Here is a 26,009-nt window from a genome sequence, read left to right as displayed (position 1 = left end):
ACGTGCCAGGTACCGACCTCACGGCGATGCAATTGCCGCGTTTTAGCGGCATCCCAACCTTCATGCGCGTGCCGCCATGCACGGATCTCGATCAACTGGACATTGTCCTCGCCGGTGTGCCCTTCGACGGTGGCGTCACCGCGCGGCCCGGCGCGCGCTACGGTCCGCGGGAGATCCGTAACATGTCGACGATGACACGCACCACTCACCACGTGACGCGCTTCGACCCGTTCACGGCATGTCGGGTCGGCGATATCGGCGACGTGCCGTTCACGGATCTTTATCACCTCGAGCGCGCGCATGAAGACATCCGCCGTTTCTTCGAACCGATCTTCGCTGCCGGCAAGATCCCGCTGACAGCAGGCGGCGACCATTCGATCACGTACCCGATCTTTCAGGCAATGGCGCCGAAGGAACCCATCTCGCTCGTGCACATCGACGCGCATACGGACACGTGGGACTGTTTCAAGGGTTCGAAATTCACGCACGGCGCACCATTTCGCCGCGCAGTGGAGGCCGGACTACTGAATCCGGAACGCACGATCCAGATCGGTATCAGGGGTGCGCAAAATTCCGACGAAGGCTGGCGCTACTCGATCGAGAGCGGCATGCGCGTCGTGTTCATCGAAGAGTTCGACGCGCGCGGTCCCGCGGCGATCGCGGAGGAAGCACGGCGCGTGGTCGGCGACGCACCGGTCTACCTGTCGCTCGACGTGGATGGACTGGATCCGGTATTCACGCCCGGCACCGGAACACCGGAGATCGGCGGCTTGACGACCCGCGAGACACTTGCGCTGCTACGGGGTCTCGAAGGACTGAACTGGGTAGGTGGCGATGTCGTCGAGGTCTCGCCTCCATACGATCCCAGTGGCAATACCGCACTGATCGCGGCGACATTGATGTATGAAATGCTCTGTCTTTTTGCGAGACGCTGCGACTCCACCGGCGCCTGAGGGTGACGGTTGACGGGGCTACCGCAATGCAATGCGAAGACCCTGTTCGGCAGGCCAGCGTCCGCTGTCTGTGGCGGAACCGCCATTCGGGTGACCAACGCTCATGTCTCAGTCCAGGTCGATCGGCAAACCAAAGTCTGGTGTGCTAACACGCTGCATGTGCTCCAGCGCGTCGAGGTAGCGATGGACTGGCATTACAGCACGTCGCTCATCATGGACAAGAAGCGACGCTTCGAGTGAAGTACGCTCGGAATCCGTCAAGGTCCACTGATCACCGCGCTCTGCCCGCGCAATGCACTGCGATACGGCTCCTCTCTTCCATCCGCACGTAAATTGAATGCGAGGGCCCGCACATTGGACAGCGTGACGATCGAATCAACGTCGCCACGTCCGCCACATAGCGCCGCAAGTGCGAGATGGTGCTTGAGCGAAAGACGACGGACCTAATCCGTAGGAAGTGGCAGCAATTGCGCCTTCGTCAGCGGCCGACGGCGCAAAGTAGAGTGTTTTCGCATTGCTTTATCGCCAGTCCCGGCATCTCAGAAATGACCGGACGATCGATTCAGTGTCCTCGCCGACATCGCGCATCGGCGTATCTCCGTGCTTCGGGCGCAAAGTCACGTACTGCGGCCACGGCGCTCCAATTCGATCCTGGTGCGTTCCAATTCTCGGGCAAACGTCGCCTCATCCGGCAGGACTGTCTGATACTCGGCCGCGAGTACCTTGTTCGGCAGGTTGTCCAATGCGTAATGTGCCTCAGCTGCGCCTTTTCCCGCTCACAGAATCAAGCCGACTGGGGGGTTCTCTCCTGGCTTCATCCAGTGTTCATGCGCGTAGTTGAGGTAGAGGTGCATCTGCCCTGCGTCCGCATAGCTAACAGCACATCGCGGCCTTGGCGGGCGGCGCAGTGGCCCAGCGCCTGCGCCAAGTGGCTTCTGCCGGTGCCGGTCGGCCTGGCGATCAGGATCGCAACCTTCTCATCGAGATACCGGCCCGTCGCGAGATCATGAACGTGTGAGCGGTTCAACGTAGACAGCCGGTCGAAGTCGAACGTCTCGAGTGTCTTGCCCATCGCGAAGCCGGCGCGCAGCAGCATGCCAAGGCACTCGGTATAGGCGAGCTGCGCGTCGATCGCCTGACGGTTGCGCTGCTCAAGCGAGTCGAGGATGCCGGACAGGCGGAGTTGCTTGAGGATGGAATTCAGTTCGGGACTCGGATTCATGGTGTCAGTGGATCAGCAGGGATTGGAGATCACGGCCGAAGCGGCCGCCGTTCTGGTAAGCGCCGGTCGGGGCACGGGTTCGCTGGCCCTTTTCGAGGATGCCCTTGATGGTGCTGTACTTCGCGCGGCTGAACGCGAGCGCGCGCTCGCAGGTGCTTCCAGCCGCTGATCGCCGACTTTCTGTCGCAGCCGGATGATTCCCTGCGCACCGCGCAGGTTGACGAGTACCTTGCCGGAACAGGCCAGCACTGCGATGCTGGCCACACCCAGCCATATCGGGACGAGTAGCGCCTCGATCGCAAAGAAGATCCGCAACCGTGCAACGACGATAACGGCGGCGAACGCGGTGGCCATCCCGACAACGATGCCCAGTGGCGCAGCGCTCAACGGTCGAGCAAGTTGCGCGAGGATCCAAAGGGCGAGGCGCACAGCGTTACGGTTGCCGCGGTTCGCGCCTGGTCGAGCGTGCCGTGAAGATAGCTGAGCGCGACGGGCGTCAATGCCTGCGGCAGCGCGTCATCGGCGAGCGGCAGGTCGGAATGTGCAAGCAGCAGCACCCGACGACCCTCACGGGCATGGCGGGATACGGAATCGCGCAGGTTGTCGGCCGTCGCGGCGCCGGAGAGCAAAATATCCGGTGCATCGAGCACCCAGGTGCCATGTTCGCCGAACGATGCGCCCGCCCACTTTCTCGCGGAGGAGAGCGACACGGTATGGGTCGCTTGCCATCCCGGCCTCAAAGCGGAAGGGCTTCCCGCCCACCCTTTACGCGGCAGGACTCGCTGCAGTTGGAGGAAACGCTGGAGAACAAGTCTTACCGGGTTAAACTACGATGAGTTTATGAACTGCAATCGCCCGGAGTTTCGCAGCCTCGATCGACGCGATGCCTAGTCACGATCGACTTGCCGCTGAATGCTCCTGAAGGAAGAGGATGCCCATATGTCTGCCGCGTGGACCTATCTGCTTGTATGCTCCGAAGGCCTGACCTACTTGGGTTCAACCTCTAACCTGAAGCGCAGGCTGCATGCGCACAATTCTGATAACAATTCAGGATGGACCAAGGGCCGCAAATGGCGCCTTTTGGCCGCAAAGCGCTTCGAGACCCGCCAAGAGGCGTTTGCGTATGAAGCCCTTCTGAAGGTTGACGTTCGTCGACGGAATGCTTGGAAAAGAAAGAGCACCGCGCGGGCGAAGATCGTATTCGCGCGACACGGGATCGAATTCGACTTTGCGAAGTGGGCGCCGAAAAAGCGCCAACGGGTCCTACCGGCGCCCCGACCAGACTACTGGTCGCAGCAGAACGGAAGATAAGGCGCCGCCGGATTGGATAGCAAGCAGGAGGTCCACGTCCTCGACGATGGTGAATACGTCGTTCGTTGCCGGGAACGCACCATATTCGCCGCAACCGCCAATGGCTATGGCACCGTGTTCCCCACCGCGCGGATGACGGTGAAGGACGGCTGGGCAACGTTCACCCGCGACGGCGTCGAAGTGTGGGACTGCAGCGCTCGCTACGCCACTGCGCACTTTGACGTTCAATCCGTTTAGGAGAATTCTCCAATGACTCAGCTTGTTCAGATTGCCCCGGGGGTCGTGTTCTCGTCCGATGTGCTTGGGGCCGCGTGGCTGCGCAAGCATCTTCCGGACTACGGAAACGCAGAGCGAAGCGGTGATGCGCTCCCCAGTGGACGGCGGGACAGGATCGCAACGGAAAAGGACTACGCCGTTCCCGAAGGCCTGTCGAACCAAATGTCGTTGGTGTAGATCGCCGAGGAATGCTCTGGTCTGAGCCGAAAAAAACAGCTTAACTTCACCGGCCAAGCGACAGGGTTGCCTGACGTGTCTACTCGAGCTCGGCAGGCTCGCGTTGCTCCGCCCGTTTCTTGATCGCTTCGATCTCACCGAAGAAATCTCGTTGACAGGGAGGCGCTGCCGGTGGGCGGCGAGCAACCCGTGGCCGCGTATGCCCTGCTCGCTTCAATGTGCGCACGATCGCTTTCAATTGGGTCCAAAGGTGGTCTGCCTCTTCGACTGAAAGTACGTTCGCTGCAAACCGGGTACGCAAACGGCGAAAACCACGCAGCCATGCGTGAGTGCGTTCGACCACCCAGCGCACTTTGCCGAGGCCGCTACCGAGAGGCTCACCACGTCGGGAAATCGAAGTCGGGTGCCTGCCGCGTGCAGTGGCCGGCGATACTTGTCGTAATCGTAAGCGCGATTGGCATAGATCCGGCCTGGCTTGCGAAGCGGCCTGCCACGCACACCGCGAATCGGCGGACTCGCTTCCACCAGCGTCAGCAGTTGCGTGATGTCGTTGCGGTTGGCGCCGGTCAGGATGACCGCGATCGTCGTACCGTTAGCGTCGGTGGCGTGTGGTGTTTGGAGCCGGGTTGCGCAAGCGGCGCCAGCAACTGATGCCTGATCCACAGCCCATCTCGGCAGGCAGTTCGTTCCAGCGTATGCCGGTCTTGCGCACGAACAGGATTCCCGTGAGCGCAACCCGATCTGGAACAGGCCTGCGCCCAGGATACCGGAAGCGCCTCGGCTTTGCTGGTGGCAGTAGTGGTTCGATCAATGCCCTCGGTTCGTCGTCGATGATTGGTTTGCCCATCTCCTCGATCCGTCGGTCACAACGCTCGAAGTTAACAGGTTCGGGTCGAAGTGACAGCCCTTTTCGCTCTTCTTGAAACATCTTCTAAGGGCAATCCGTCTCTTCCTTTCCAAATGAGACTCGATAGATCATGCCAGACATTCGCTCCTGTAACTGTAACGCCAAGGACTTAGAATCGGCTCAATTGCCGTTGAATCGGCTCGAGCGCCGGTGTTGGCAGCCCACCCGCCCGGCCCCATCCGCGTGATCATCGACACCACACGACTGTCAATGGACAATCCAAGCGCCATTTGCTCGCGCATACCCTGGCGCGCAAGCCGATGGCGCTTCGTCAAACCGGGTACGCAGACCCGCGCGAACGGCGTGCAGGACGGTCAGCATATTCGCGGAAGCTGTTCTCCGCTGTGCATGTCCAGAATGCGCGCTCCACCTATCGTGCGCAGACGCACTTCAGACTGTCGAGCGCGATCGGCACGCCCGATGATGACAGCGTCGCGACTGAAGAACCTGAGGCACGCCAGCGCTAATTCCGCATGCGCGGTCGGTACGAGTGCAATGAATCGGCCCTCGTTTGCCACATAGAGAGGATCCAGGCCCAGAATTTCACAGGCGCCCCGGACCGCGTCACTGACGGGGATCGCAGACTCGTCGAGCTCGATCAGGAAATTCGCAGCTTCCGCAATCTCGATCAGCGCGGTTGCCAGTCCGCCTCGTGTCAGATCGCGCATGCAATGAATCTCGATCCCCGCAGCGATCAGTGAGCGTACGGCGTCCGCAAGCGGCGCGCAATCGCTCGTGATCTCCGTCTCGAACTCAAGGCCCTCTCGCACTGCGAGGACCGCGATGCCATGCCGTCCTATATCGCCGCTCACGATCACCGCGTCCCCAGGCTGGACATTGCGCGGCGCAATCGGGGCGAGGGAGCGAATTACACCCACGCCCGACGTATTGATGTAAAGTCCGTCACCCTTGCCGCGCTCGACGACCTTCGTGTCGCCCGTCACGATTCGCACCCCTGCCCTCGCCGCTGCATTACGCATCGATTCGACGATTCTGCGCAGCTCGTCCACGCCAAAACCTTCTTCGATGACGAATCCCGCGCTCAGATAGCATGGCTCGGCACCGCACATCGCCAGATCATTGACCGTGCCGTTGACAGCCAGGGAGCCGATATTGCCGCCTGGGAAGAACAGCGGACGCACGACGTACGAATCGGTCGTGAACGCCAGGAACCCGACGTCGCGCCCGAACTCAAGCCTCGCGCCGTCGTGCGTGAGATCAAGCGGATCCGATGCGAACGCCGGGCGAAACACGTCGTCGATGAGGCGATGCATGAGCCGCCCGCCGCCACCATGTCCGATCTCGACGATGTCACGGGCACCGACGGGTGCCGGGCAGGCTGGGGTGAAACCGGGGGGCTCGTTCATGTCGATTTCCTCACGTCGCGATGCATATCTCCGATCGTGCCTGCGGAGGGCGTCGGCTCTGCGCGCCGGTAGCGATAATAGGCGGCACAAACCCCTTCCGACGACACCATGGTTGCGCCAAGCGGATGTTCCGGCGTACAACGCGTGCCGAACGCGGGACACTCTCCCGGCTTCTTGCGGCCGCGCAGGAGCTCGGCCGACATGCATTCCCCGTCGTGCTCGGGCTGTGACACGCCGTCGCCAAATCGATCGAGTGCGTCGTAGCGACGATACGCAGGCGCAAGTCCAAGTCCGCTCTCGGGGATGCTGCTCATGCCGCGCCAGTATTGCGACTGTGGTACAAACACCGTCGAGATGGCGTCGCGGGCGACGCGATTGCCGTCGCGCCGCACCGCGCGGCTGTACTGATTCTCGACCTCAGTTCTGCCGGCCTCCAGCTGGCGAATGCACAGGTAAAGACCCTGTAGCAGATCGACGGGCTCGAAGCCGGTCACGACGATAGGAACGTGATGACGTCGGGCAATGGACTCGTATTCCGTATATCCCATGACAGTACAAACGTGTCCGGCCGCGAGAAATCCCTGCACGCCGCTCGTCGAGTCGCCGAGTATCGCTTCGATCGCCGGCGGCACAAGCACGTGCGACGCCAGCAGGAAAAAATTCCCGATGTCTTCACGCTCGGCTTGCAGGACAGCCATCGCGGTAGCAGGCGCAGTAGTTTCGAATCCGATCGCGAAGAACACGACGTCGCGATCAGGCTCCTTTCGCGCGACGGTCAGGGCATCCAGTGGCGAATAGACGATCCTGACGTCCGCGCCGAGCGCACGGGAACTCTGCAGGCTGCCACGCCCGCCCGGCACGCGCACCATGTCGCCGAACGAGCACAATGTGACGCCGGGCCGGCTCGCGATGGCGATGGCGGCATCGATGACACCTGACGGCGTTACGCAGACGGGGCATCCCGGTCCATGCAGCAGCGATATGCCATCGGGAAGCATGCGGTCGATTCCGTAGCGTATGATCGAGTGTGTCTGGCCGCCACAGATCTCCATGATGGTCCATGGACGTGTGGTCATTCGCGCGATGGCCTCCGCCCAGCAGTGTGCCGCGGGGGGGCTGCGCCATTCGTCGATGTGCTTCACGGGCATGGCTCCTCGGGATCGAGAGCGCCGAGCGCGTCAAGCATCCTCGATGCCTCGATTTCATCGATCACGGCGATCGCGAAACCTGCGTGAACCAGCACATAGTCTCTGGGGCGAGCGTCCGGAACGTAGGCAAGGTTCACCTGCTTGACGATGCCGCCGAACGCAACACGTCCGTGACGCGTCAGCGCGTCGTCATCGTCGATACCGAGAAGTTCTCCTGGAACAGCAAGACACATCAGCATTTCTCCTCGATCAGGCGCCGCGCGGCGAATGCCGCCTGTCCGACGGCCAACCCGCCGTCATTAGGCGGCACGCGGCAATGACACCTTGCGTCGAATCCTTCGGCCCGAAGCTGCGAAAGGGTAGTGCCCGCGAGCACTGCATTCTGAAAGCATCCGCCGGTCAGCAACACGCAACGAATACCGATCCGGCGCGCGACAGCGACGACAAGGCATGCGAAGGCATCGTGGAATGCGCGCGCGAGCGCCTCCGCGGGAACACATTCGCCGGTGGCCTCCGTGAGCGACGCAAACATCGGACGCCAGTCTGCAATCCATGCCCCCCCCTCCTCGCGCAGCACAGGCGCGTCGAGCGGGTGCGCACGCGCTGCGCGCATCGCTGCCCCTTCCAGGGCGATGGCGGCCTCTCCTTCAAAGCTCGATTGCGCGCATAACCCCACGATGGCTGCGGCGGCATCAAACAATCGCCCGGCGCTCGACGTCCAGGGCGAATGGACGCCTTGTCCGAGCATAGCCGCGAACAACTGACGCTCGCGGGCCGCAAAAGCCGCAACCGGGCGCAGACTTGTCATCGACAACGCCGCGCCGCCATATATTGCATGCAACGCGCCAAGTGCAGAACGGTTCGGCTCTCGTGCAGCGGCGTCACCGCCGAGCAATCGGAACGGTTGCAAGTGTGCGACGCGCCGGTAGCGCCGGTGGTCGATCGCAAGAAATTCGCCGCCCCAGACCGTCCCGTCGCCGTCAACGCCGCTGCCGTCCCACGCTACGCCGAGCACCGGCTCGTCAAGACCGTTATCGACCATTCCGGCGAGCACGTGCGCCACGTGATGGGGAACGTGCAGTACCCGAGTCGGATCACGCTCGGCGAACCGCGTGCTGTGGTAGTCGGGATGCATGTCGCAAGCCGCGGTCCCCGGCGCGACGCCGTACAGCGCCGTCATGGCGTCGACCGATCGCGCGAAGGCCTCGCGCACGGCGCTTGCATCGAGGTCGCCGATATAAGGGCCGAGCACGACCCGGCCCGCCGACGAGACAGCGACGGCACTCTTTCCGTGTCCGCCAAGCGCGATGCAACCGGCCGCATCGCTCCCTTCCGGATCGCTCAGTGCAAGGTCAAGCGGCGCATAGCCCCGTGCATGCCGCAACACGACCGACTCGCCTGCGATTACCCGGACGACCGAATCATCAATCGGGTGCGCGATCGGCCGGTCATGCACGAGAAAGCAGTCCGCCAGGCCGCCAAGGCGCTCGAGAGCTTCGTGCTCGCTGGCGACGATCGGTTCGCGGCCGCGATTACCGCTCGTCGCAACGATCGGAAAGCCCAGTTCGCCCATCAAAAGATGATGCAAAGGCGTGTAAGGCAGCATGACACCGAGCCACGCGTTGCCGGGTGCAACGTTTGGCGCGACCAGCCCGGCGTGCGCATGCGAGCGCAGCAGCACGATCGGAGCAGCAGCGCAAGACAGTAACCGTTGCTCCACGGCGTCTGTGTCGGCGAGTGCCATGACTGCCACGCCCGACGGTGCCATGATCGCTAACGGCTTCGTCGGTCGGTTCTTTCGCATGCGCAGACGGCGCACCGCCGGTTCGTCGCGCGCATCGACGAGCAACTGGAAGCCCCCCAGGCCCTTCATCGCGACGATTTCACCTCTGCGCAGCGCATTTGCCGCTTCGCGCAGCGCCTGTTGCCCGGTCGCCCTCCCCCGTCCGTCGGCATCCCACAGCATCAGCCCCGGCCCGCAGCGCGGGCAGGCATTGGTCTCAGCATGAAAGCGCCGCGAGCCAGAGTCGTCGTACTCGGCGCGGCACGCGGCGCACATCGCGAATTGCCGCATCGTAGTGCGCGCCCGATCGTACGGAACCCCTTCAATGATGGAAAAGCGCGGGCCGCAATGCATGCAGGTCGTGAACGGGTAGCGATAACGCCGGTTGTCCGGATCGGCCATCTCAGCAAGGCAATCCGCGCAGACGGCAAGGTCGGGCAGTATCACCGGCAAGTGTCCGGCCTCACGCGTGCTGGGTGCGATCTGGAAGACGTTTCCACCTTGCAATGCAATCTCGCAGATCTGCCGCTCGCGGATGTGCATGGGCCCAGCAGCCTCCGTATCGAGGCGCTCGACAAAGCGCGCGAGCGCGACACGCGAGCCTTCGACCTCGAGCAGCACGCCATCGCCGGTATTGCGCACAAAGCCCGCGAGCCCTTCGCTTGCCGCAAGCCGATACACGAACGGCCGGAATCCGACGCCCTGCACCTCACCGGTCACCGTGACGCGCAACCGCTGGAGAGCACCGCCCTCGCTGGCCGAGCGCAAGATGCCCTTCATCATGGCCCGTCCTGCTCGTCAGGTGGTACGCGCAGACTAATTCGCTTCAGAATCACGTGCTGCGCGTTCGTGTCGTCGATATCGTCGGACGATTCGATATGGAGCGCCGCACCCTCAACGGGCGTTCCGCGCACTTCCTCTTCGAAATGCTCGCGAAAATGCTCCAGGGAAAATGGCACCAGCGCACCCATCCAGACGTGAACGTCGCTCACTCCGTTGGCGCCTGCCTCGTGGACCGCATGGGCGATTCTGCGCACGAGTTCGCGAACCAGTCCTGTTTCATGCATCGTCTGAACCCTCCTTCACGCGCCGCCTGAGCCTGCCCACCTCCGTGACGACCCGATCCGCGACCTCGCCCACAGCGGCGGCCACTTCAGGCGTCATCGCCGCGCCGGGGTCGAACGACACACCCTCGATCGCATAGATCACGATGTCCCGCGACGCGGTACCAAGCGCTTCAGCAAGCGCGATCGCCTCCGCGAGGCCAAGCCCGTGACTGGACGCGAACGACGCGCCCTGCTCGATCGTCTGCTTTGTCAGATCGATCCGGCTGACCCGGCCGGGCGAACCCGTTGGAGCGGCAGCGTCGATGCAGACCAATGCGTCGATATCGGTCATGTCCTCACCGATATCCATCACGTCGCCGCCTCGCGCCAGCAGCGAGACGTCGGCCGGCAAGCGGCCGGCGAGCCGCTTCGCGACGAGACAACCGACGCCATCGTCGCCGCGGTCCGGATTGCCTACCCCGATAACGCGCACGCTGCGGATTGCAGGTCGCCGAACCTGCCGTTCGGTCGTGCCTGTCATGTTCGTCTCACATTCAAGTTGAGGAAATGCGCGGAACACGAGATGCACGGATCGTGATTCCGGATCCCGCGCTCGCAATGCTCGCGGATGACGTCGTCGGTCGCATCGACGAGCGGCGCCGCAAGCGCGGCGAGATCCGCTTCGATGCTCGGCTGGTTTTGCGACGTCGGTGGGACGATGCGCGCTTCGCGAATCGTCCCTTCAGCGTCGAACGCGTACCGGTGCCAGCAGATGCCGCGTGGCGCCTCAGTGCACCCGAAACCGACTCCTGCGACCGGCTCGACAGGCAGCGCGGCTGGCTCGGGCGGATCGTATGCCGCGATCAGCCTGAGTGCCTCCTCGCACGCATAAACGATTTCGAGTGCCCGCACGACGATGCTCCGGAATGGATTCCGGCACATCGGGCCGAGCCCGGCGTCGCGCGCGAACTCGCGCACTGAAACGGGCAGACGGTCGAAGTTCAGCGCATAGCGCGCGAGCGGCCCAACCAGATACGCACCGCGTCGCTTGACATGCGCGTGCAGTGCCGTCGAATGGGCAACATGCCGTTCCTCGAATTCGGTTTCGAACGCGCTGGCGTCGATGTCGATATCGCGACTCGACATCAGACGGCCTTCATTGAGCGGGTATTCGTCGGGATGGCGCATCGCGACAAACTCGTAGTCGCGCTCAAAATCGGGGAACGGGAACGCCGCGACCCACCGAACGAGGTCGACGGCCGTTTCGCGCGCCTCCTCGAGGATCGCCGCAAGCGGCGCGAGGTCGGAACGCCCGGGCGCACGATGAAAACCGCCAACCCTGACGTTGACGGGATGAATCTCGCGGCCGCCCAGCACGCGCAGCATCGCATTGCCGGCCTTTTTCAACGCGAGGCCGCGCCGGACCGCGTCGCCGTGCACGCGGGCCATCGCGATCGCGTCCGGGAACCCGAGAAAGTCCGGCGCGTGCAGCATGACGACGTGCAATGCGTGGCTCTCGATCCACTCGCCGCAATAGATCAGCCGTCGCAGCGCGCGCAATTGCCCGCCGACCTCGACGCCGAACGCGCGCTCGATCGCGTGAACCGCGCTCATCTGGTACGCAATCGGGCAGATTCCGCAAATTCGCGTGACGATATCGGGCACTTCGGCGTAGCCGCGCCCTCTGAGTAGCGCCTCGAACAGACGGGGCGGCTCGAAGATGCGTAACCGAGCCGACGTGACACGATCGCCGCGAATGCGCAGGTCGAGCGCACCTTCCCCTTCAACGCGCGCGAGATAATCGACGTGAATCGTCCGCGTCTTATTCGGCATGGCGCTCGCTCTCGCTCGTGAAGGGCTCCACTGCTGCATAGAATGTCCGAAACGCCCGGCGGATGTCGCGCGGCGCGGCGCCGCGCGCCTGCCATTCGTTCGCCAGCGCCGTCGTGTTGGGTGTCTCCATCGGACCGTAGCAGCCATAGCAGCCCCGCCGGAACGACGGACAAAGCGCGCCGCAGCCGGCGTGCGTGACGGGGCCGAGGCAAGGGGTGCCCTGCACCAGAACGCAGACGGCGCCGTGCGCCTTGCATTCGATGCAGACGCTGTGGGTGGGAATCGCGGGCTTGCGGCCAGCGATGAACGCGGCAATCACGTCGAGAAGCTGTCCCTTGTCGATCGGGCAGCCTTGCAGTTCGTAATCGACCGGAACGTGTTCGGAAATCGGCGTGGATGTCGCCAGCGTCTCGATGTACTGCGGCGACGCATAGACCATGGAAACGAACGCATTCACGTCGGCGAAATTGCGCAGGGCCTGAATCCCGCCCGCCGTGGCGCACGCGCCGATCGTGACGAGATACCTCGATTGCCGCCGCACCTGCCGAATGCGTTGCGCGTCGTGCGCGGTCGTGATCGAACCTTCGACGAGCGAAAGATCGTAGGGGCCGCGGGCAACGGCGCTCGAGGCCTCGGGGAAACTTGCGATGTCGACGGTATCCGCCAGGCCCAGCAGCTCGTCTTCGCAGTCGAGCAGCGACAGCTGACAACCGTCGCATGACGCGAATTTCCAGACGGCAAGCCTCGGATGATGTCGTTCATGCATGTCAGATCTCCCGAACCGCGAAGATGCGGGCAATCGCGTCGTATCGCATGACGGGCCCATCCTTGCAAACGAACGTCGAGCCGAACTGGCAGTGACCGCAGTGGCCGACCGCGCACTTCATGTTGCGCTCCATCGACAGGTAAATGCGATCGTCGGGCACGCCTCTTTCCTTCAGCGCGGCGACTGCAAAGCGCATCATCACCTCCGGTCCGCAGACCAAGGCCGTTGCCTCGCGCGGATCGAACGCCGTGCGGGCAATCAACGCAGGCACGACGCCGACGTTGCCGTGCCAGTCGGCATCCGCATGGTCCACGGTCACGTCGACGTCGATGTCCAGATACCGGCCCCATCGTTCGAGCTCGCGACGATAGAGGATTTCGTCAGGATGGCGGCAGCCGAACAGAATCGCGACCCGGCCAAACCGGCTGCGGCGGGCTATGATTTCGTAAATCGCCGGCCGCAGCGGAGCGAGTCCGAGTCCGCCCGCAACGATCACGACGTCCGTGCCGGCGGCAGCGGCAATCGGCCAGCCGACGCCGAACGGGCCGCGCACGCCGAGCGTCGCGCCCGGCGAGAGCCGCGCGAGCGCCCGGCTGACCGCGCCGACCTCTCGGATCGTATGCACGAACGCCGCATCGTCGGCCGGATCGCCACTCGTGCTGATCGGAACTTCGCCTACACCAAACACGTACAGCATGTTGAACTGGCCGGAGCCGATCAGCGCTCGCGCGCCCGACAACGGCACGATCTCGAGCGTGGCGGTGTCCCGAAGCTCCCGATGCCGGCGCGCGACACGGCAAATACGTGGCACGAGCGGATCGTAGGACGGCGCGCCGGCCGTATCAGTGCTTTCCATAGACATCGAGAATCTGCATCCGGGTGGCATGTAAGCGCTTCGCGAGGATCGGCAAGAAGCGCTTCATCATCTGATAGCCGAAATCGTGGTCGCGCTTGCACTTTTCGCGCAAGCATGCGGCGTCGATGCCGATCAACCGGGTCAACTCCAATGCCCGCGCATCGAACATCCACCGATAGGGAGAAATGAGCCATGAGGCCCCGACGATCTCGCCTGCGCCGATGGTTTCGACCACGACGGGCTTTCGTCCGGGAGAGGAAATCTCCAGCGCAATGCGACCGTGGCGAATTAGGTAGAATTCGTCCGCAGGCTCACCCTCGCGCAAGACATATTGGTCCACCTCGCATCGGCGGTTGGACACGCAGCCTTGAACGATTTCAAGATGCCGCGCGTCGAATCCGGCAAAGAACGGATGCTCTGCAAGAATGTGCTCAAGCCCTTCCATCCGTTTGCTCCTGCGCGTTTCCAGATGTGCCCCGGATTGCCGCAACCTCTTCCGTGATGTCGATACCGACCGGACACCAGGTGATGCAACGTCCGCAACCGACACAACCCGATGTGCCGAACTGGTCGATCCAGCTCGCAAGCTTGTGCGTCAGCCATTGACGGTACCGGGCGGCCGCTGTGTTGCGCACACTGCCCCCATGCAGATGGGAGAAATCCAGCGTGAAACACGAGTCCCATTTGCGCACGCGCTCGGCCTTCGACCCCGCGAGGTCGCCATGATCCTCCACGGTCGTGCAGAAGCAGGTCGGGCAGACCATCGTGCAATTGCCGCAGCTCAGGCATCGCCCTGCGACGTCAGTCCAGCGCGGATGATTCGGGTTGTTCTGGAGAAGCGACCGGATCCCGTCGGTTTGCATCGTACGTCCCATCTGGCCGGACGTGTGCTCGACCACTGCCCTCGCCGCGTCGCACTCTGCGTCGGTTGCCGGGCGATGCGGGATGCGCTCGACGAGCGCCGCTCCGGCATCGCTGCCGACTTCGACGACAATGGCCCCACCCTCGCCGGGCGGCAGTTCCGTCAGTGCCAGGTCGAAACCCGAATTGACCGCCGGTCCGGTTTGCATAGACGTGCAAAAGCACGTCCCGCCCGCTTGGCCGCAGTTGACCGCGACGATGAACACATCGCGCCGTCGCTGTGCGTAGCGCCGATCGATGTAGCGGCCTTCACAAAAAACGCGATCCTGAATGGCGATGGCGTGCAACTCGCACGCTCTTACGCCGATGAGCGCGAGCTTGCGCGATTCGTGTGCGCCGGGCACGATGGCGACGCCGATATCGGTATCGACGGCCGCAAACAGACGCTCGATCGGCGGATGAAGAAAGCGCTTCCACGAATGCGGCCCGACCGCAAATCCGAACAGTGCTTCGTCATCGCGCCGCTCGATGCGATAGTGTCCTGCATCCTGTCGGTCGGTCCAGCCAACGGGAAGATCGCCGACGGAAGCCACGTCGTCATAGATGATCGCCCCATCCCGAACAGTCGGCCCGATTACCCGGTAGCCGATTCCGGCGAGCACGTCGATCAGCGTCTGAATCCCTGCCCGATCGACCGCCACCGGGTGCACTTGCGTAGACGAATGCGCTTTCATCATGACACGCCGAGAATGACGCCGAGGAGGCTGAATGGCTGATGGTGGCGGCCCGCTCCGGCTATCAGCCGGACAGGGTCTTCGTCCTCAACTGGACGAATTCCTATGAAGTGTCGAACACCTCGCTGGTATGGAGGTTAAGTCGAATGTGCCTGAGCTTCTTGACATGCATCAACCCTCAATGTGCACCGGGTCGGGGGCGTTGACATCGCAATTTCTATGCTGCCTCACCCGTACCAACAGCCCCGAAATCGATTTCGTCACAGGACGCTAGAATCGCATCGCCCGTGGGGGCGCACCATTAGCCAAAAGTTCGCACAGTAGAGCCGGATCGACCCGCCGAAGCTCAAATCGATCGCGTGCCGACGCGGTAGTCGCGAAGCACGGCGCGCGTGCGCTTCAAAGCCACCAGCGCGATGGCCCGGCCGTTGACACCAGCGGCACGAAACGCGCGAGCCGGAACGGTACCAGTCCCACTGGGACTGTCAACTTGGCGGCTGCAAGGAGCGCTCGGTGGGAACGTAAATGATTCTCTCGTACTGCAGACGGATTCTGGGAGTCACTGGTGAATTTTCGCCAGATCGCAAAGCGTTCGGAAGCTGTTTGCGGTAAAGCGATGCGCGCAGCCGCCAAGTTGCAGTGCCCCACACCCCGCAGAGCTTCCTCCGTTACCGCATTGGGACGGACGGCATGTAGATCATGGATCTCTCGGCGAGCGTGGGCCATGCAGGCATGCTTCCTGAATGGTGCCGCCGCGATACAGCGCGGCGTAGCCCGCAAACGCGTCGGCTTGCAGCACGCCGGCGAAGTCTGCAAGATTCCGCGCTATGGATGCTCGCCCCGTCGATCGGGCGTGCAGGCGAACCAGACCGCCGCCGGATCTTCGGAGGCACTCGCCGATCATCACTCACATAGACCCACAGACGTCCTGTCTTCGTGCGGCCATTGCCAAGCGCCAGCACTGGCAGCGGCGTGTCGTCCGCATGAACCTTCCCGCCAGCCAGCGCGTAGCGGCGCACGGCGTCGACCTGCGGTGCGAACAGCATCGTGATGCTGTCCGTCCAATACCCCCATTGCGCCCGGATCGATCTCGACGCCCTCACGCGAGTACATAGCTGCCTGGCGGTACAGCGGAATGTGGTACGCGAACTTCGACACGGCGATGTGTGCGAGCAGTGCCGGACCCGGGCTGCGACGATCAATCGGCCGACCCGGTGCCGCAGTCGGCACGATGCGATCGCGGCACGCGCAGGCCAGCGTCGGACGGCTGTGACGAATCACGCGGAAGTGCGCCCTCACGTGTTCGAGCTGTTCCGCGACGTCTTCGCCTAGCGGCTTGAGTTGCCCGCCGCAATCAGGGCAGTCTTCGTCGGCCGGCAGATGGATGCGCTCTTCACGCTCAAGGTGATCCGGCAACAGCTTGCGGCCCGCGCCTTCGCGACTCGGCCGCTTCACTGCAGGAGCCGTGGCCATATCGGCCGAACTGCATCTCCCAAAGCGCAGCCACGGTCATGGTCGGCCACGCGCCCCGGCAAACAGACCAGCAAAATTGGTACACCATGCTCCCCGTACCGGGCGGATATCTCATCCTAAACTGCTACTGCCCGCTGAATCAGCCCATTCCGACTCCGATTGCGGCCCCGTCCGATAGCCGACACTCCCGTCGCCGGGCAATATTGCGCTGTAGGCAGTTGCTTGTCTGTCTACAACTCATGGGGCTTGGAACCTGCCGCCCGGAACATCGGGCGGCACTACCGTCCCACCAACTGCGGGCCCTCGCTCGTGCACCTCCAAGATGCCAGACAGGGAAGCCAGTGGAGCGCGTCCACGGAGAGCACACCCTCTCATAGCGAATCAGCACGTTGCCCCCTCAAACTGGTCCGAAAGCGGCAAGACGCTCGCCATAGACGCCCTCTACGTCCAGCAGAGGTGTCGCCTCTTTTTGTCCCATTCGGGTGAGCGAGATGTTCGGATCGCAATCGCCCGCTCATCAATTTCTCGCTACGCTGCACAGTCCGTATTTCGCGCGAGACTGCAATCGATGGACGACTGGCGTATCTCGGCATGCGGCATCGGCTGCTCAACCTCTCGCTCGGTCTGGATGCTGACGAACCACTTGCCGCCCGACAGGCTTACCGTGCCATCGCGCAGCACGCCCGGCACTTGGCGCGACAACCGCATCCAGCCCAGCTTGGGCAGAAAAATCCGACCATTGGCCAGATCGAGCTTGAATTGCTTCGGATCTGGATAACGAAAGCTGTCGCGCTGGCCGCGCTTGGCAAGCTTCGGGAACGCTGCACGCTTTGCAAAGAAATTCCTGTATGCCCGCCCCAGGTTCTTCAAAGCATGTTGCAGCGGATGAACCGGGGCATCTTTGAGCCAAGGCGTTCCGAACCACTGCGTCACCCAGTCAGCCGCTTCGACATCGCCACGTAGCCAATAAACTTATCGCCACTTCGTAATTCTGTTTCTGCAAGCCGCTCGGACCCACGGCGGACATGCAGGGCTCGTGTTCTTGCGCGCGTGTATGTGAAGAGCCATACCAACTGACTGACCAGTCGAGAGCTGTGGCCTGATCGGCATTCATGTCACGGGTGTGGGCAACAATCGCATCATGGTGGCGATTGGAAACTCCACTTTCATTTACGCAACACCTTGCCGGTTTTGACCGGCGCACAGACGCGTTCATTTCAATTCTGAACGTGAAAACGAGGCAGGGTCAGAACTACCGCCAACGCATGGACGCACGCAATCCTCCGTGTCATCCACGCGTGGCAGGACTGCACGCCGTCCTACTCGCATGACATCGTGATGGTCGCCTGCGCATTCGCCTCCCCGCCTGTGACGTTCGCGGCAGCCTGGATGTAGGCCGCCTCGAAACGCAGATCGATGTGCTGATTGTCCTGGTTGGGCCTGTAACAGGCTATGTTATCCCGACGAATGTGGACTGCTTTATCTGCTGGCCATGATCGAATTTGACCAGCAATGCTTCATGAATTTCGAGAAAGTTAAATTTTCGCGGGAGGCAGGTATGGGCCCTATTGCGCAGGCTGCGCCAGTGAGTGCTGCCGCGACAATTCGAGGTGGCACTGCGCTTGACGATATTTTATCGATTCGACGACAGATCCTTGAAGTCTCCGGCCAACAGAGCTCAACGCCGATGCGGATCGAAGATCGACGAAATGCGGCAGCTCAACTCAATAGTCGCCCCTGAATAATCCGGCAAGCCTTGCTCGGCGCGGCGTTGAGCTCGATATATGACTGTGAGAATTGCAGGAAGCCGGCATATGGGCGCGCGAATCCCGCTAATTTCGATGGGGTGTGGATGGGTCCCAAGACGCCCGTACCGGAAGGAAATTTGTTCCGGCATCCGCTACGCGAACAGATCAACTTGACGCACCCGTTGGTGCGCTTGGTCGAGTTAATCGACTGGAATCGGTTAAGCGTGTCGATGAGCGAAAGCTTCGTGTCGCGCCGTGGGTGGTCGGCGAGTTCGCCGCGCCTGATTGCTGGCTTGCTCTATTTGCAGCACGGATTCGACCTGTCCAATGAAGAGGTCGTCTGGCAATGGGTCGAGAAGGAGATCGCGCATCCGACCGATTCGCGGTTGCTTGAGCAGTGTCGCACGCATCTGGCGAAGGCTGCAGCCCGGCGCGGCCTGGAGTTGTGGCAGAACTACAACCGCGGGGCACCCCGCGTGGCGAGTCAGATCTGCCGCTACGCACATGCAAAGCAATACGAGTTCATGAAAAAGTCGCTGCAGACCTTGCGTTCGCGGGTGGGGCACGCGATGCGCGACGTCAAATGGCAACTCGATTCCGTCGCTGAGCAAAGCCGCACGGCGTTGGAAAACCTGATTGACCGCACGAAACGGATTCTGACGCAAAAGCAGAAGGACAAAAACAAGCTTTACGCGCTGCATGCGCCCCAAGTCGAGTACCCGGCGGAGGGCAAGGCACGCAAGCCTTACAAGTTCGGCGTGAAGGAGACGATCACAACGACGCACGAGGAAGACTTGGTGGTGGGGGCTCGCTCGATGCCGGGTAATCCCTACGACAGACATATGCTGGCCGAAGCACTGGAACAGGCGGCAATCCTGAGCGATATACAACCGGAAATAGCCAACATCGATCGTGGTTACAAAGGCGTCGCCATCGACGGAGTGACGATCTATCACCCAGGATTGCGACGCGGCATCACCTGCGGTCCACGCGCGATGATTCGGCGACGCAGCGCGAATGAGCCAGCCGTCAGAGACATGAAGGCCGACGGCAAGCTGGGTAGCAACTGGCTCCAGGGCGCGCTGGGCAATGCAATTCATGCGGCGTTATACGGCGCCGGCCACAACCTGCGGATGATCCTCACGAAGCTGCGGCTTCTTTATGCCTGGATTCTCGCCGTCCTGCTCAATCGTGGAGATGCTTCACCAGCGCGGCATGACGCCAACGCAGTGCAAAACGCATTATTTAGCATACTTACCTAATGCCAAGCAAATGAAATGACATCTGGGGCGGTACCGAAACACAAAGTCAGGGTAATTTCCTTGAAGCATGGAAATCATTCAAATGAGGGGCACAATGAAATATATTAAAAGACTTACATACGAGCTCGATGTCAATGACTGTATTGTTGTAAAAAATGCGCCAAATTAAATGCCAACCGATGAAATCAATGATTTCTGGCGAAAAAATCTCCTTGGTCACTATTTGCATGATGTAAATTTAAATTGGTCGAAAAATTGGCGATCGCTGATAGATATTGAGTCAGTTTACACAATACTCGCTCGCTTGTTTTCCTCGAGGCTCCGATTGGATCATATCTTCTGTGCCGACGAAAATTTCATTAGCGCTGGCGGGAAGATGCATCACCAAGCGGACATGTTTGAAGATGGGGTGTTTTATTTTGTGAAGAGTGGCAAGATATTTAACGGTTTGACGGGCGTCCTGTACGCACTCTCCGACATGAACTCCGGCGCCAGCCATCTCTGCTGCATTCCCGCATCGCATCGAGCGAATTTTTCAGTTCCCGATGAATATCGAAATCCTAATTCCAATCCGCTGATCAAGCATATATTCCTGACCACGGGCGATGCGCTAATTTTTTCGAGGCGCTGGTACATGGTACCTACCATGTCGAAAGCAGCGAGCCGCGCCGGGCGATATTCGTGCGCTACACTAACTCATATTCCTATTATCGAAGACCTGCCGAACATGCCGATCTATCGTTGCTGCTACCGACACCAAATCACTCGAGGTCGCTGGTGCAACGTATCGATCGAGATAAATTGACCAAGCGGCAAAGGCGCTTGGTAATGGAGCCAGCATATGCGCGAGGAAAATCGCCTTTGTGATGGTGTATGAACAGGATTCTACGAATTTTTTGAACAGGGTTGACTCATATATGGTTCCGGTCAGCGTCAAGGCGATCATCCGCAGGAAGCAGTCGGTCCTGTTTTTACGAAACCCACGCGGAGAGTGGGAGCTTCCCGGGGGGCGGCCGGAAATGGGCGAGTCGCTTGAACAGGCGCTGACGCGTGAAGTTCAGGAGGAGTGCATGCTCACCGTATCGCGCGCGCATTACGTCGGTAGCGGCTCGTTCGAAGTGATTCCCGGAAAATTCGTTCTGGTTGCATGTTTTGAATGCGAATTCGCTGATTGCGACGTTTCGCTCAGCGACGAGCATGATGACTCCGCCTGGATCGACTTCGAGAAACCCCGTCCGATGAATCTCCCATTGTTTTACTGGAAGCTTTGCTGGAACGAACTGTCTTGATGACAATCGGAGGCACATCTTGCACGACATGTTTCAGATTCTTTCCATGCAATCGGATTCGGCGTCATGCACACCGTCAGAAGATGTTGTCGGCTATGTACTGTCCGAATCGCGCTTCAAGGCATGGGTGATCGATGGGGCTCCCATCTGACGCAACGTCCGTTCACGACGTTCGATCAATGCTCCGATGCGCATTGGTTTGCGGTTGCACTTTCCGACTTTCTGGCGAACGACTTGCGTCAAGGTGGCTTTGATACTGGCCTGCTGCGGCTGGCGCTCGCGGAGCTCCGGCGCCAATATATGTCGCTCGCGCCGAATACGCCGCTTTGGGCCTATCCCGTCGCGGCCTGCACGATTGCCGATGTGCATCACATGCGGGATCACATTGTGGTGGACGTCTACCAGTACGCGGATTGTTTCGCGATATTGGCACCGCATGAGCGAAGAGGAGCGATTTCCGGTGATCGCTCATGGTCGTCACTCGAGCCGCAGGCCATGTGGCAACCGTGTTCGGGATTTTCTGGCGAGAAGTTGCAGGCGTTGCGCCAGAGGCGAATCGAGCAGCAGCACAATCAGGGCACGACGGCGCTGACGCTCAATCCTTGCAGCGCGGCCGACGCCACTCACCGGCGCCATACCGTCGTCACACCGTGCCACATGCTGATTGGCACCGATGGCTTATCGCGTGCGTGGGAGCATTACGGGCTGATGAGCCACGGTGATGTGATCGATTTTGTCGCCACCGAGGGACTGGGAACGCTGTTCGCTCGATTAAGAGGATATGAACGGCAACATACACCGGACGGCATGAAACCACGTGACGACGCGGCCTCGTTGCATGTGCTTTGTCTCTGACGGTGGCAATCCAGTCAGGCTTACCCGCCTGAACGAGATTATCGAATGGAAAGGTGTTGTCATGGCGGATCTGTTGATTCACGGTGGGGTGCCGCTTCGCGGGGTTGTACAACCCTCGGCAAACAAGAACGCGGTGCTCCCGATTCTTTGCGCAACTCTCCTGACCGAGCAACCGGTGCTGTTGCAGCACGTTCCCGACATCACCGACGTCCAGAAGATGATTCGGATATCCAGCCGCGCACAGGTTCATCGGCGGGATGCAACAGTAACCACAGCATGACCTGATCGTTGCAGCGATTCCGACGCGGCGACGAGCCCGGCAGGCTATCTGCATACCCTTCTATGGGAACTACGTCGACGAATTCGCGCGAGATCGCACTGGCAAGCGCCACACGATGAACCGTGTGCTGCACCGAAATGAGTCCGCAACGTGCCGACCGCGTTCGCCACGCCTGCACGAGCGTCACCGACCCGTTGTTAAATCCCGGATCGTCGTGGCGGCTGAAGCTCGCCGTGATATACTCAATGAGTGTTGTTTGACGTATTTTATGCATTTAAATCAATGCCTTACAGTTTATTGTGCGCGGGAGATTGTCATGATCCTGGAAGATAAACTCAGGAATGTGGTCAGCCGGCGAAAGGCCGATGTCTTTCTGCGGGCTGACTTCGCAAAAATGGGGAGTGATGCTCAACTTAGCAGAGCATTGCGGAAGTTGATCGACGAGGGAACGGTCGTAAAAATTGGGGTCGGAGTATATGCAAAAGCCAAACGCAGCAAGCTGAGCGGCAAACCTATTCCGGTTATGCCAGTCGAGTTCCTGGCCTCGCAAGCTCTCGAAAAACTGGGCGTGAAGATTTACCCGAGTCGATTGACGGCAGAATACAACACTGGGAGGACGACACAGATCCCCGCTGGCGTAGTGATCAATACGGGTAACCGGCGCATTTCGCGGAAGCTTGGTTTTGGTAGCAGAACCGTCAAATATGAAAACAATTACAGACAATCAACGGGACTTGATCGACGAGCTACTCGCTGAGCAAACGCTTGGCGACATTTCAGCCGCAATCCTCGAAAAAGACATCCATGTAACAGACGCTTTGCGTTCTCTGACCACCATCGAACACGAGCACGTGCGGCTCGTGTTCTGTGGTGGTACGAGTCTCTCAAAGGCGCATGACCTCATCGAACGAATGTCGGAGGACATCGATCTCAAGATCATCCTTGCACCTGAGCACGGTCTCAGTCAAAACCAGTTGAAGAATCATTTTTCCTCGCTCAAGGGTAAGGTGGCGACGGTCTTAGAGGGGTTAGGATTCGAAGAGATCAAAGATATGGCGATCGCAAGGAATTCAAACCGCTATTTTGGGAGCAGTTGGCGATACGCATCGGTCTATCCGACGCACCATAGTCTCCGCACTCATCTGAGCGTGGAGTTCACGGTGCGCACACCCTACTTTGACATCTCGGATGAGCCGCTCGACTATCTGGTCTATCGATTGGTGGGCCAGGACAACGCGCCGTTCACAATGTGCTGTGTCTCAGTAGAGGAAACACTTGCCGAGAAAGTCATTTCGTTCATGAGGCGGTTCGCAGAGCATCGAGCGAGGGTTCGCGACGATTGGGATGAGGCACTCGTTCGACACATCTACGATACTTGGCGTATCGTGTCCGTCGACAAAGATGCTGTTGAGCGCGCTACAACGCATTTCGCAGATTTGGTCGAGTTTGACCGTGCCGAATTTGCAAAACATGCGGCGTTCGAAGCAGATCCGGCAAAGTGCATGAAGGACGCGCTCGCTGAAATCGAGCACGATAGGCAAACTCAGAGCGAGTATGCCAACAAGCTCATCCCACTGATTTATGGGGCCGATCGCCCTGTCTTTAAAGACGCGTTCGCAGTGTTCAAGGCGACTGCCGAGCGACTCTTGGCCACGCTGTAGTCCAATGCTCTCGTGGCCTTACGTAAGCGCTGCTTGACTGACGTGTTGACAGGGTAAGATAAGGCTATTTTCGAGAGATTTGGTAGCGGTGATGGCTCTGCGCGACGGCAAATGCTTGGCAAGCTGTAAGGAGCGGAACGCTCTATCTGCCGCAATGAATGGACACAGTGCCGTGTTTCCACAGGTGCGGTGCACGATAACAAAGGGGCTTGCGATCTTCGATCGGGATGGGAAGGAAGTCTGGCGCTGCAACGCCTCTTACGCTGAAACGCACTTCAGGTTTGAACGTAAGCGGTCCGCGAACGACGTCCTTCAGAGTATTGGTTAGGATGAGTGGTAACCTTCAGCGCTTGCTGTTACCACGACTCCGAGGCAGGATGCAGAATACAAATCGCGTACAAATCGACAACCAGCTGGTTCATCGATTGATCCAGGAGCAGTTTCCCGAATGGGAGGGCCTGCCGGTAGAAATGATCGAGCCTGGAGGCTGGGACAATCGGACCTTCCGTTTGGGCAATGATATGGTGGTCAGGATGCCGAGTGGCCCTGCATACGTTGCACAAGTCGAGAAGGAACATTGGTGGCTTCCTAAGTTGGCGCCACATTTGCCTCTCCAGATTCCAACACCCCTAGTTAAGGGAATGCCCGGCAGTACCTATCCATGGCCATGGTCTGTTTATAAATGGATCGAGGGTGTGCCGGCCAAGGCAGAATTGATCGAAGACATGAATCAATTCGCCAGCTCCCTTGCAGAGTTTCTCCACGCACTGCACCAAATCGATGTTGAGGGCGGGCCGCTGGCCGGGCCGCACAATTTTCATCGAGGCGGACGGTTAGCAGTTTACGATCAGGAAATTCGAGCAGCCCTTACTGAACTTGAGGGCAATATCGACACAAGAGCAGTCGAGCAATTGTGGAACGTTGCCTTGCAGTCTGAGTGGCGAGCCACTCCGGCATGGGTTCACGGAGACGTCGCGTTCAGCAATCTGCTTGTCACCGATGGGCGGCTGAGTGCAGTCATTGACTTTGGTAGCTCGGCAGTGGGCGACCCCGCGTGCGACCTTGTAATCGCCTGGACTCAATTTTCCGGAACAAGCCGTGCAGTGTTCCAGAACAAGCTATCTTTTGACGAAGACACGTGGAATCGTGCACGTGGTTGGGCTTTATGGAAAGCGTGTATTGTCGCGGCACAGCACGATGGCAATCAACGCGAGACGGAAAGGTCTTGGACTGTCATCAACGAAGTACTAAACGACTCTCGTTAGTTGACGGGCGTCTTCCATGGCGACAGCGTGTCGTAATCGTCCACGGTCTTCGTCAGTGCGAGACGCTGGAACAGCCAAATGCAGCGATTCCTAGATAAGGGCGTCGGTATTGGGACTGCATACCTGCGGCCGTATCACGTGGGCTCCGCCCGTTTGCCATGATTGCCCCCTCGAGCTACTACTCGGTCGGCAGGGTCACGACCGGCGTGTACGCGTGGCGCGACGCGCTCATCGCAGATGACAGCCGGCTTTCCATGTACATCGAGGACCCTGTCGAATACCGAACAGTCCGATTTAAAATCAGCCAATTCCGATTCCACCGGCACGAGCTGTTTGCCATGATTGGTCGGTAGTTTGGTTTTCCTGTTCACACTCCCCCCCCACGAGGTCTCTCGTGGTGGCGTCTTGTTCATCACGGGTCCTCAACCTCCTCTAGAATTGGCGTTCCGGGAGCGGTACGAGGGTAACTCCCTCGGAGGGCCCACCTCCACCTTTGATCGAAGCGTCGCGGCAAAGCGCACGACTTGGTGGCGCGGCAGTTTGTCGGGCAAGTCGAATCGTATGCGGTCCATCAATGACGCCTCTCTCCGCGAACTTCGAGACCAGCACATGAGCCAGCAAGCCCGGACCGGCCAGGCCGCGCTCGATGGGGCGGCTCGGCGCAGCAACTTGTGTAATGTGGTCGCAGCACGTGCATGTCAGTTTCGGGCGCAGATGGCGGATCACGCGGAAGCTGGCCGGTACATATTCCAGCTGCTCGGAGATGTCCTCGCCGAGTTGCTTCACGGGGCCGCCGCACGCCGCGCAGGTTTCACCCGATTCCGGCCAGTACGTCAGGATCTCGCTTGGCAGATGCTCGGGGAGCAGTTTGCTTCTTCAAATGTGTTGACAGACCTAGTAAGGGGCGGAAGATGTCCGTCCGTGGACCGTGAACGG

Annotated in this window: 26 protein-coding genes and 6 pseudogenes; 13 read left to right on the top strand and 19 right to left on the bottom strand. The window is 60.4% G+C overall.

All coding sequences use genetic code 11. The annotated features are described in order from the left end of the window. Positions 1-2: 2 nt before the first annotated feature. Complete coding sequence (gene speB / locus WS46_RS02350; protein WP_156437003.1) at positions 3-953, top strand: agmatinase; 951 nt, start codon at positions 3-5, stop codon at positions 951-953. 617 nt (positions 954-1,570) lie between these two features. Here the strand turns inward: speB and WS46_RS33255 are convergent. From WS46_RS33255 to WS46_RS36305, 4 genes and pseudogenes are all read right to left on the bottom strand, one after another. Beyond that, positions 1,571-1,828: pseudogene (locus WS46_RS33255) on the bottom strand (PDDEXK nuclease domain-containing protein); the annotation flags it as partial. Then, a pseudogene (locus WS46_RS02345) lies at positions 1,813-2,175 on the bottom strand (ATP-binding protein); the annotation flags it as partial. The pseudogenes WS46_RS02345 and WS46_RS33255, both read right to left, overlap by 16 nt. 12 nt (positions 2,176-2,187) lie before the next feature. Beyond that, positions 2,188-2,529, bottom strand: coding sequence for a hypothetical protein (locus WS46_RS36310; RefSeq protein WP_244139237.1), 342 nt, complete (start codon positions 2,527-2,529; stop codon positions 2,188-2,190). 29 nt (positions 2,530-2,558) lie between these two features. Next, entirely contained in the window at positions 2,559-2,885 is a 327-nt protein-coding gene (locus WS46_RS36305) for a hypothetical protein (protein WP_059534726.1), read from the bottom strand. A gap of 202 nt (positions 2,886-3,087) precedes the next feature. Here WS46_RS36305 and WS46_RS02335 point away from each other — a divergent pair, with 202 nt between their 5' ends. From WS46_RS02335 to WS46_RS02325, 3 genes are read left to right on the top strand one after another with little or no spacing between them, the layout of a single operon-like run. Further along, the gene (locus tag WS46_RS02335; protein WP_059534724.1) at positions 3,088-3,486 is read left to right on the top strand and encodes a GIY-YIG nuclease family protein; all 399 of its coding nucleotides are present in this window, start codon (positions 3,088-3,090) and stop codon (positions 3,484-3,486) included. Positions 3,487-3,498: 12 nt separating this feature from the next. Beyond that, positions 3,499-3,723, top strand: a complete 225-nt coding sequence (locus WS46_RS02330) for a hypothetical protein (protein ID WP_059534722.1) — start codon at positions 3,499-3,501, stop codon at positions 3,721-3,723. A gap of 12 nt (positions 3,724-3,735) precedes the next feature. Then, a complete protein-coding gene (locus tag WS46_RS02325; protein ID WP_059534720.1) occupies positions 3,736-3,939 on the top strand; it encodes a hypothetical protein in 204 nt (67 codons plus the stop codon). Between the two features lie 286 nt (positions 3,940-4,225). Here WS46_RS02325 and WS46_RS33245 read toward each other — a convergent pair. From WS46_RS33245 to WS46_RS02265, 14 genes and pseudogenes are all read right to left on the bottom strand, one after another. Beyond that, a pseudogene (locus WS46_RS33245) lies at positions 4,226-4,786 on the bottom strand (transposase); the annotation flags it as partial. A 374-nt stretch (positions 4,787-5,160) separates the two neighbouring features. Next, positions 5,161-6,213, bottom strand: a complete 1,053-nt coding sequence (gene hypE / locus WS46_RS02320; RefSeq protein WP_059534718.1) for a hydrogenase expression/formation protein HypE — start codon at positions 6,211-6,213, stop codon at positions 5,161-5,163. Continuing rightward, a complete protein-coding gene (gene hypD, locus WS46_RS02315) occupies positions 6,210-7,355 on the bottom strand; it encodes a hydrogenase formation protein HypD (protein ID WP_059534795.1) in 1,146 nt (381 codons plus the stop codon). The genes hypE and hypD overlap by 4 nt, the downstream gene beginning before the upstream one ends. Then, complete coding sequence (locus WS46_RS02310) at positions 7,352-7,594, bottom strand: HypC/HybG/HupF family hydrogenase formation chaperone (protein WP_059534793.1); 243 nt, start codon at positions 7,592-7,594, stop codon at positions 7,352-7,354. The genes hypD and WS46_RS02310 overlap by 4 nt, the downstream gene beginning before the upstream one ends. Beyond that, the gene (hypF, locus tag WS46_RS02305) at positions 7,594-9,927 is read right to left on the bottom strand and encodes a carbamoyltransferase HypF (protein ID WP_208456496.1); all 2,334 of its coding nucleotides are present in this window, start codon (positions 9,925-9,927) and stop codon (positions 7,594-7,596) included. The genes WS46_RS02310 and hypF overlap by 1 nt, the downstream gene beginning before the upstream one ends. Next, positions 9,924-10,211: a hydrogenase/urease maturation nickel metallochaperone HypA gene (locus WS46_RS02300; protein WP_059534717.1), complete on the bottom strand. Its 288-nt coding sequence runs from the start codon at positions 10,209-10,211 to the stop codon at positions 9,924-9,926. Before WS46_RS02300 ends, hypF begins: the two co-directional genes overlap by 4 nt. Continuing rightward, positions 10,204-10,731: a hydrogenase maturation protease gene (locus WS46_RS02295; RefSeq protein ID WP_059534714.1), complete on the bottom strand. Its 528-nt coding sequence runs from the start codon at positions 10,729-10,731 to the stop codon at positions 10,204-10,206. The genes WS46_RS02300 and WS46_RS02295 overlap by 8 nt, the downstream gene beginning before the upstream one ends. After that, complete coding sequence (locus tag WS46_RS02290; protein ID WP_059534712.1) at positions 10,728-12,023, bottom strand: Ni/Fe hydrogenase subunit alpha; 1,296 nt, start codon at positions 12,021-12,023, stop codon at positions 10,728-10,730. The genes WS46_RS02295 and WS46_RS02290 overlap by 4 nt, the downstream gene beginning before the upstream one ends. After that, a complete protein-coding gene (locus WS46_RS02285; RefSeq protein ID WP_059534710.1) occupies positions 12,013-12,789 on the bottom strand; it encodes an oxidoreductase in 777 nt (258 codons plus the stop codon). Before WS46_RS02285 ends, WS46_RS02290 begins: the two co-directional genes overlap by 11 nt. Before the next feature lies 1 nt (position 12,790). Beyond that, positions 12,791-13,651, bottom strand: coding sequence for an FAD/NAD(P)-binding protein (locus WS46_RS02280; RefSeq protein ID WP_208456498.1), 861 nt, complete (start codon positions 13,649-13,651; stop codon positions 12,791-12,793). Next, a complete protein-coding gene (locus WS46_RS02275) occupies positions 13,632-14,090 on the bottom strand; it encodes a cyclic nucleotide-binding domain-containing protein (RefSeq protein ID WP_059534706.1) in 459 nt (152 codons plus the stop codon). The genes WS46_RS02280 and WS46_RS02275 overlap by 20 nt, the downstream gene beginning before the upstream one ends. Continuing rightward, on the bottom strand, positions 14,077-15,243 hold the full coding sequence (locus WS46_RS02270; protein WP_156436999.1) for a 4Fe-4S dicluster domain-containing protein: 1,167 nt from the start codon (positions 15,241-15,243) through the stop codon (positions 14,077-14,079). The genes WS46_RS02275 and WS46_RS02270 overlap by 14 nt, the downstream gene beginning before the upstream one ends. Before the next feature lie 639 nt (positions 15,244-15,882). Further along, positions 15,883-16,704 (bottom strand): annotated as a pseudogene (locus tag WS46_RS33240) (IS66 family transposase); the annotation flags it as partial. Between the two features lie 537 nt (positions 16,705-17,241). Next, complete coding sequence (locus tag WS46_RS02265) at positions 17,242-17,646, bottom strand: hypothetical protein (protein WP_373557206.1); 405 nt, start codon at positions 17,644-17,646, stop codon at positions 17,242-17,244. A 586-nt stretch (positions 17,647-18,232) separates the two neighbouring features. On the opposite strand from WS46_RS02265, the gene WS46_RS34990 reads away from it, so the two are divergent. From WS46_RS34990 to WS46_RS33220, 9 genes and pseudogenes are all read left to right on the top strand, one after another. Continuing rightward, the gene (locus tag WS46_RS34990) at positions 18,233-18,454 is read left to right on the top strand and encodes a hypothetical protein (protein ID WP_156436997.1); all 222 of its coding nucleotides are present in this window, start codon (positions 18,233-18,235) and stop codon (positions 18,452-18,454) included. 111 nt (positions 18,455-18,565) lie between these two features. After that, positions 18,566-19,723, top strand: a complete 1,158-nt coding sequence (locus WS46_RS02260) for an IS5/IS1182 family transposase (RefSeq protein WP_059534704.1) — start codon at positions 18,566-18,568, stop codon at positions 19,721-19,723. Positions 19,724-20,048: 325 nt separating this feature from the next. Then, the gene (locus WS46_RS34985; RefSeq protein WP_156436996.1) at positions 20,049-20,528 is read left to right on the top strand and encodes a hypothetical protein; all 480 of its coding nucleotides are present in this window, start codon (positions 20,049-20,051) and stop codon (positions 20,526-20,528) included. Positions 20,529-20,589: 61 nt separating this feature from the next. Continuing rightward, positions 20,590-21,012, top strand: coding sequence for an NUDIX domain-containing protein (locus WS46_RS02255; protein ID WP_244139241.1), 423 nt, complete (start codon positions 20,590-20,592; stop codon positions 21,010-21,012). 123 nt (positions 21,013-21,135) lie between these two features. After that, positions 21,136-21,867 (top strand): hypothetical protein, encoded by a 732-nt coding sequence (locus tag WS46_RS02250; RefSeq protein WP_257127706.1) that lies wholly within the window; start codon positions 21,136-21,138, stop codon positions 21,865-21,867. 61 nt (positions 21,868-21,928) lie between these two features. Next, positions 21,929-22,096, top strand: a pseudogene (locus tag WS46_RS02245) (UDP-N-acetylglucosamine 1-carboxyvinyltransferase); the annotation flags it as partial. A gap of 367 nt (positions 22,097-22,463) precedes the next feature. After that, positions 22,464-22,904 carry a DUF6088 family protein gene (locus WS46_RS33230; protein WP_082721808.1) on the top strand — a complete coding sequence of 147 codons (441 nt, stop codon included), beginning with the start codon at positions 22,464-22,466 and terminating at the stop codon, positions 22,902-22,904. Then, entirely contained in the window at positions 22,852-23,808 is a 957-nt protein-coding gene (locus WS46_RS02240; RefSeq protein ID WP_059534700.1) for a nucleotidyl transferase AbiEii/AbiGii toxin family protein, read from the top strand. Before WS46_RS33230 ends, WS46_RS02240 begins: the two co-directional genes overlap by 53 nt. A gap of 377 nt (positions 23,809-24,185) precedes the next feature. Continuing rightward, entirely contained in the window at positions 24,186-25,073 is an 888-nt protein-coding gene (locus tag WS46_RS33220; RefSeq protein ID WP_082721806.1) for an aminoglycoside phosphotransferase family protein, read from the top strand. Positions 25,074-25,661: 588 nt separating this feature from the next. Here WS46_RS33220 and WS46_RS33215 read toward each other — a convergent pair. Beyond that, positions 25,662-25,943: pseudogene (locus tag WS46_RS33215) on the bottom strand (IS66 family transposase zinc-finger binding domain-containing protein); the annotation flags it as partial. Between the last annotated feature and the right edge of the window lie 66 nt (positions 25,944-26,009).

It is taken from the genome of Burkholderia sp. RF4-BP95 (assembly GCF_001521985.1).
Lineage (GTDB): Bacteria > Pseudomonadota > Gammaproteobacteria > Burkholderiales > Burkholderiaceae > Burkholderia > Burkholderia diffusa.
The sequence above is the reverse complement of the archived record's forward strand: the minus strand, read 5'-3'. Positions and strand labels throughout refer to the sequence as shown.

Excerpts from the sequence above, each read along its gene's own strand:
- WS46_RS36310 (WP_244139237.1), bottom strand. The coding sequence starts at position 2,529 with ATGGCCACCGCGTTCGCCGCCGTTATCGTCGTTGCACGGTTGCGGATC.
- WS46_RS02335 (WP_059534724.1), top strand. The coding sequence starts at position 3,088 with ATGCTCCTGAAGGAAGAGGATGCCCATATGTCTGCCGCGTGGACCTAT.
- WS46_RS02325 (WP_059534720.1), top strand. The coding sequence starts at position 3,736 with ATGACTCAGCTTGTTCAGATTGCCCCGGGGGTCGTGTTCTCGTCCGAT.
- hypE (WP_059534718.1), bottom strand. The coding sequence starts at position 6,213 with ATGAACGAGCCCCCCGGTTTCACCCCAGCCTGCCCGGCACCCGTCGGT.
- WS46_RS02310 (WP_059534793.1), bottom strand. The coding sequence starts at position 7,594 with ATGTGTCTTGCTGTTCCAGGAGAACTTCTCGGTATCGACGATGACGAC.
- hypF (WP_208456496.1), bottom strand. The coding sequence starts at position 9,927 with ATGATGAAGGGCATCTTGCGCTCGGCCAGCGAGGGCGGTGCTCTCCAG.
- WS46_RS02300 (WP_059534717.1), bottom strand. The coding sequence starts at position 10,211 with ATGCATGAAACAGGACTGGTTCGCGAACTCGTGCGCAGAATCGCCCAT.
- WS46_RS02295 (WP_059534714.1), bottom strand. The coding sequence starts at position 10,731 with ATGACAGGCACGACCGAACGGCAGGTTCGGCGACCTGCAATCCGCAGC.
- WS46_RS02290 (WP_059534712.1), bottom strand. The coding sequence starts at position 12,023 with ATGCCGAATAAGACGCGGACGATTCACGTCGATTATCTCGCGCGCGTT.
- WS46_RS02285 (WP_059534710.1), bottom strand. The coding sequence starts at position 12,789 with ATGCATGAACGACATCATCCGAGGCTTGCCGTCTGGAAATTCGCGTCA.
- WS46_RS02280 (WP_208456498.1), bottom strand. The coding sequence starts at position 13,651 with ATGTCTATGGAAAGCACTGATACGGCCGGCGCGCCGTCCTACGATCCG.
- WS46_RS02275 (WP_059534706.1), bottom strand. The coding sequence starts at position 14,090 with ATGGAAGGGCTTGAGCACATTCTTGCAGAGCATCCGTTCTTTGCCGGA.
- WS46_RS02270 (WP_156436999.1), bottom strand. The coding sequence starts at position 15,243 with ATGATGAAAGCGCATTCGTCTACGCAAGTGCACCCGGTGGCGGTCGAT.
- WS46_RS34990 (WP_156436997.1), top strand. The coding sequence starts at position 18,233 with ATGAATTTCGAGAAAGTTAAATTTTCGCGGGAGGCAGGTATGGGCCCT.
- WS46_RS02260 (WP_059534704.1), top strand. The coding sequence starts at position 18,566 with ATGGGTCCCAAGACGCCCGTACCGGAAGGAAATTTGTTCCGGCATCCG.
- WS46_RS02255 (WP_244139241.1), top strand. The coding sequence starts at position 20,590 with ATGGTGTATGAACAGGATTCTACGAATTTTTTGAACAGGGTTGACTCA.
- WS46_RS02250 (WP_257127706.1), top strand. The coding sequence starts at position 21,136 with ATGGGTGATCGATGGGGCTCCCATCTGACGCAACGTCCGTTCACGACG.
- WS46_RS33230 (WP_082721808.1), top strand. The coding sequence starts at position 22,464 with ATGATCCTGGAAGATAAACTCAGGAATGTGGTCAGCCGGCGAAAGGCC.
- WS46_RS02240 (WP_059534700.1), top strand. The coding sequence starts at position 22,852 with ATGAAAACAATTACAGACAATCAACGGGACTTGATCGACGAGCTACTC.
- WS46_RS33220 (WP_082721806.1), top strand. The coding sequence starts at position 24,186 with ATGCAGAATACAAATCGCGTACAAATCGACAACCAGCTGGTTCATCGA.